The 4,959-nt window shown below is 62.6% G+C and carries 3 protein-coding genes and 2 pseudogenes; all 5 read left to right on the top strand.

Annotation, left to right across the window (positions count from 1 at the left end):
- Positions 1–290, top strand: a pseudogene (locus tag ACLP9N_RS07405) (serine hydrolase domain-containing protein); the annotation flags it as partial.
- 862 nt (positions 291–1,152) lie between these two features.
- Entirely contained in the window at positions 1,153–1,860 is a 708-nt protein-coding gene (locus ACLP9N_RS07400; RefSeq protein WP_442406778.1) for a peptidase, read from the top strand.
- A 15-nt stretch (positions 1,861–1,875) separates the two neighbouring features.
- Positions 1,876–2,574, top strand: a complete 699-nt coding sequence (locus tag ACLP9N_RS07395) for an N-formylglutamate amidohydrolase (protein WP_442406777.1) — start codon at positions 1,876–1,878, stop codon at positions 2,572–2,574.
- A gap of 99 nt (positions 2,575–2,673) precedes the next feature.
- A complete protein-coding gene (locus ACLP9N_RS07390) occupies positions 2,674–3,486 on the top strand; it encodes a transglutaminase-like domain-containing protein (protein WP_442406776.1) in 813 nt (270 codons plus the stop codon).
- Between the two features lie 58 nt (positions 3,487–3,544).
- Positions 3,545–4,186 (top strand): annotated as a pseudogene (locus ACLP9N_RS07385) (IS256 family transposase); the annotation flags it as partial.
- Between the last annotated feature and the right edge of the window lie 773 nt (positions 4,187–4,959).

The raw sequence follows: 4,959 nt of genomic DNA, 5'->3' as shown, positions 1-4,959 counted from the left end.
TTGCCGACACTCTCGACGGCGGGCCTGACTCGCGTCAGGCGTTCGCCGCCAGCCCCGACGACACCGGATTGCCCGGCGGAATGTACCGCAACCAAGTGTGGTTCCCCTACCCGGGCAGCAACGTCGTGTTGTGCCTTGGCATGTGTGGTCAGATGATCTACGTCAACCGCGCCGCAGAGATGGTCGCCGCCAAGTTATCCACCCAGCCGCACTCTCATGAGCCGCACATGTTAGACACGCTGCGCGCATTCGATGCAGTGGCACACGAACTGGCTGGAATCACTAGGTAGCCCGAGGTTCAAGCTGACCGCCGTCCACCAGCGGATCAACCGTTGCGAGCTCACCGCTACGGTGCCCATGCGTACCGGCCATGACCACACTGCTCAAGCGCAGTTCCGTGCGCCCAGCCCATCAGGACGTGATTGTCCAGCGATCAAGACCCGATGAGGAGCTCGTCATCGCCTGCCGGTGAAGTCGTCTCGACACGGTCTAGAGCGATCAGCCGAGACACGGTCAGGCATCACCCGAAGCTGAGAAGTCAACCATCAGCCGACGTCGTGCGAGCTTTGACGTGGGGCGGGCGAGGGCCGAGCCCAACTGATTACCAAAAGCCACTTCCCGTCCTAATCAGATACCTACTGTCTCTTCCTGCGCCACAATAGGATTCGCCCCCGATCAGCTCCATCGGGAACCCGGCGATTTCCATCGATTCCCATTCACTGCCGGCGAATATTCGGTAACTCGAGCCCACAATGACGATGCCGAGCTCTAGTTACGTGGTGCAGCTCAAGGGGGCGCAAAGCTGACGGGTTGTCGCCGGTTTCCCAGGCACGTGGGCGGGGCCGTGCGGTTATCAGTGTTCGACCACCAACTTCTGGCTCGTTCACCGGCGCGCATAACGTGTGGTCCCAAGCTGGTCCCCAACATGCTGGCCGACTCGCGCGGCGGCCACAAAGGAATCGGCGGCCGAGTGATGCGCAGCGCGCTGCGCATCATGATGTTCAAGTCGACGGGTACTCTCGACGACATCGGATCAGATCCTGGATTGGGAATCGCTCTCAGCACGTCTGACGGCCAACAGAAGCACGTGCGATTACGAACGGGGAGTCGATTGCATACAAGGCGCATTCGGTGACCTATTGTGTCGGCGTAATGCTCGACAAGGGCATAATTTTCGCCTCGGACTCTCGTACGAATGCCGGCGTGGATAACTTCGCCAAGTTCTGCAAGATGACGGTGTTCGAGCGTAGCGGCAACCGCGTTGTCGTGCTGCTGAGTTCGGGAAACCTGGCCGGAACCCAAGCTGTCATAAGCGTATTGACGCAGCGTTGTGCTGACGGCGACGCGCCGACCAATCTGTTGGGTGCCCGGACGATGTTCGACGTCGTGAAGCTGGTTTCCGATGCGACGCGCGATATCGAGAAACGCGACGCCGGGTACCTGGAAGAGAACAACATCCGCTTCAATGCCTCGTTCATCGTCGGTGGGCAAATCCTCGGCGAGCCAATACGGCTGTTCCGGACCTATGCCGAAGGCAATTTCATCGAAGCGGGGACCGACACGCCCTTCTTGCAAACCGGTGAAACCAAGTACGGAAAGCCGATCCTCGACCGAGTAATTACGCAACACACGCCCCTCGCGGACGCCACGAAGTGTGTCTTGGTGTCCTTCGATTCGACCATGCGCAGCAACTTGTCAGTGGGCATGCCAATCGACCTGATTTGCTACGAACGCGACAGCCTTGCCGTGCAGTGGCGGCGGCGATTCGATGAGGGGGACCCCTATTTCACCACCCTCAGCGACCCATGGGGCGAAGGTGTGCGGCAGGTGTTTCGCCATCTGCCCGAGCTGCAGTGGTGACGGGTCGTCACGAAGATGGATACCTTCATCATCACCTGTGAACACGGCGGCAACCGGATACCCGCCCCCTACCGCCGGCTGTTTCGGGGGCAACGGGCGCTGCTGGACTCCCACCGTGGGTACGATCCCGGTTCACTAGTCATGGCGAAGGCACTCGCCAGCGCCTTCGGAGCGCCTCTTGTGGCTTCGACTGTCAGCCGTCTGCTTGTTGATCTCAATCGCTCGATCGGCCACCCACAACTTTTTTCGGCGGTAACCCGCGCTGCACCGGCCCAGACCCGGGCGCAGATCATCGAACAGCATTACCGGCCCTATCGCACCCAGGTCGAGCGTCTCGTCGGGCAAGCGGTAGCGCGCGGGCATCGCGTGATCCACCTTTCGTCACATAGCTTTACCGCGGAGCTGGATGGCAGGGTGCGCGGCGCCGACGTAGGTTTGCTCTACCACCCCAGGCGGCGCGGGGAGGCCGAGGTGTGCACCCGCTGGAAGGAATCGCTTGCGGCATTGGCTTCAGACCTTCGCGTACGCCGCAATTACCCCTACGCCGGAAAAGGAGACGGGTTGACCTCGCACTTGCGCCTGCGCTTCGCGCAGAGCGACTACGTCGGAATCGAACTGGAAGTCAACCAGGGCATCGTTTTTGCCGCGGGCCGACGCTGGACGGCGTTGCGGCGCAGGCTGATCGAGTCGCTACAAACGGCATGTGCGGCCTGATGATTCAGCCCTGCGCCAAGGAGCCCGAATGAGAACCCTTTCCACCACCTACGCCACCAGCCATGCGCGACCTCACCTGGCGCAGACTAGAGACTAATTATGCAAATTCACGTCGGCTTCGAAATGATCTACGACTGCCCGCAGCCGACCCCGATGATCTTCAACCTCAACGTCCACTTCACCCGCGTGTCCGATCTGGTCGGCCGTGACGAGCTGGTTTTCGACCCCCCGGTCCCGATGGCCGCCTATCGCGACGGCTTTGGCAACTGGTGCACCCGCATCGTTGCACCGAAGGGCCGCATGCGCGTCTCGGCCGATGCGCTCGTCAACGACACTGGACTTCCCGACGCCATCGTTCCCTGGGCGCAACAGATTCCCGTGCCGGACCTGCCTGAGGACACCCTTGTCTTCCTGCTCGGGAGCCGTTATTGCGAAACCGATCGGCTGTCCGAAACGGCGTGGGATCTCTTTGGGCAGGCGCCGACGGGATGGGGCCGAGTGCAAGCAATCTGCGACTACGTTTATCGACATCTCACGTTTGGCTACGAGCACGCGCGCATGACACGGACGGCGCTAGAAGCTTTTTACGATCGGACCGGCGTCTGCCGTGATTTCACGCATCTTGCCGTTGCCTTCTGTCGCTGCATGAATATCCCGGCGCGCTACTGCACCGGGTACCTTGGTGACATCGGTGTGCCGCCAGTGGACGATCCGATGGATTTCTCTGCCTGGTTTGAGGTTTTCCTCGACGGGCAATGGCATACCTTCGACGCGCGCCACAACACGCCACGGATTGGCAGGGTGTTGATCGCGCGTGGCCGCGACGCCGCCGACGTCGCGCTCAGCAACACCTTCGGCCCCAACATATTGACGAGCTTCAGGGTCTGGACCGACGGGGTATCCGCCGGTTAGGTCACGCAGCCACGCGGTCGACTGGGCGAGGTCTGCCGGTCGTCGCGGTGCAACAGCCGGCGGCGGTACCGCCGCAGCAGCGCCTCCACATGGGGCCCGCACCGACGAACGGCAGGACGACGCCGAGGCGTTCACCAAGCGCTCGTTGAAGGACATCAACTACGTGTATGTGTGGGTCGACGGGATCGACGGCAGCAAGGAACTCGTGGCTCTTGCCGATGGGTTTCGCGAGTCGTCGCAGTCGTGGGCTGATCTGCTGCGGTCGTGTCGCCGGCGAGGGATGACCGCTCCGGTGCTGGCGGTCGGTGACGGCGCGTTGGGTTTCTGGAAGGCCGTGCGCGAGGTCTTCCCCGGCACCCGCGAGCAGCGGTGCTGGTTCCACGTCAGCTCCAATGTTCTTGTCGCCCTGCCGAAGTCAGCGCACCCAGGCGCGAAGGCCGCGCTCGCAGAAATCTACAACGCCGAGGACCGCGACCACGCCCTGCAGGCGGTCAAAGCGTTCGAGGCCGACTACCGCGCCAAGTGGCCCAAGGCGGTCGCCAAGATCACCGAGCACATCGACGTGCTGCTGGCGTTCTACGACTACCCCGCCGAGCATTGGATCCACCTGAGAACCACGAACCCGATCGAGTCGACCTTCGCCACCGTGCGGCTTCGGCAGCGAGTCACCAAGGGCCCGGGCTCGCGAGCTGCCGGGGTTGACTATTCCTCTCGTCGACGTGAACGACACCTAAGCGGGCTAGCCCAAAGGCATACTCGTCACTGTGTCCCATCGACCTCCGATCGCGTTTTGAGCAACACGGCTGATTCCACCTCTGAGGCAGTGCGTTGGCTGCGACGCAGTTATCGTGCGGGGGCGCTCGTCGACGCCGTTGCTGCGGTCGGGATGGCTGTGCCGCGGCTCTACGGACCGACGCTTCAGTTCGACGCGGGTTTTGATCGACACGGACCGGAGTTCAGCTACGCGATCCGTGCCGGTGCGCCGTTGATGGCCGGTTGGACGGTCCTGCTGATGTGGGCGGACCGGCGCCCGCTGGAGCGGCGCGGGGTGTTGCCGATCACCATCGTCCCGGTCATCGCCGGGCTGGTGGCAAATGACGCGTACGCGGTGCGCGCTGGGCAGTTGTTTGGCCGTGGCGTCGCACCGGTTCGTGCGCTGCAGCTCGCCCTTGTCGGTCTATTCGCCTACAGCGCGGTCAAAGCACGGGCCGCGCTGCGTGTGGGGTCCAAGTCTGAACCGACGGCACACCCGATTCTTCCGGGCTGAGGGTGTGCATGTGCACCGGGGGATAACCATCTGCACCCGCTGCGCCGGCGCGCTGTTCGAAAAGGGGAAACTCGTCGAATGGGCTTCCCCTGAAAACGTGAAGGCTTCCGTTATGCGGCCTCCGGTCGGATGGTCGCGATTTTCTCGTAGTCAACGGGTGGTAGCAACCCGGCTGAGCTGTGCCGGCGTCGGGTGTTGTAGAAGTC

Origin of the sequence: Mycobacterium sp. (genome assembly GCF_052144515.1) — a bacterium.
GTDB lineage: Bacteria > Actinomycetota > Actinomycetes > Mycobacteriales > Mycobacteriaceae > Mycobacterium.
Note: the sequence above shows the minus strand (reverse complement) of the source record. Positions and strands in the feature narration are given on the sequence as shown.

Coding starts and splice junctions, on each gene's coding strand:
- ACLP9N_RS07400 (WP_442406778.1), top strand. CDS start 1,153: ATGCTCGACAAGGGCATAATTTTCGCCTCGGACTCTCGTACGAATGCC.
- ACLP9N_RS07395 (WP_442406777.1), top strand. CDS start 1,876: ATGGATACCTTCATCATCACCTGTGAACACGGCGGCAACCGGATACCC.
- ACLP9N_RS07390 (WP_442406776.1), top strand. CDS start 2,674: ATGCAAATTCACGTCGGCTTCGAAATGATCTACGACTGCCCGCAGCCG.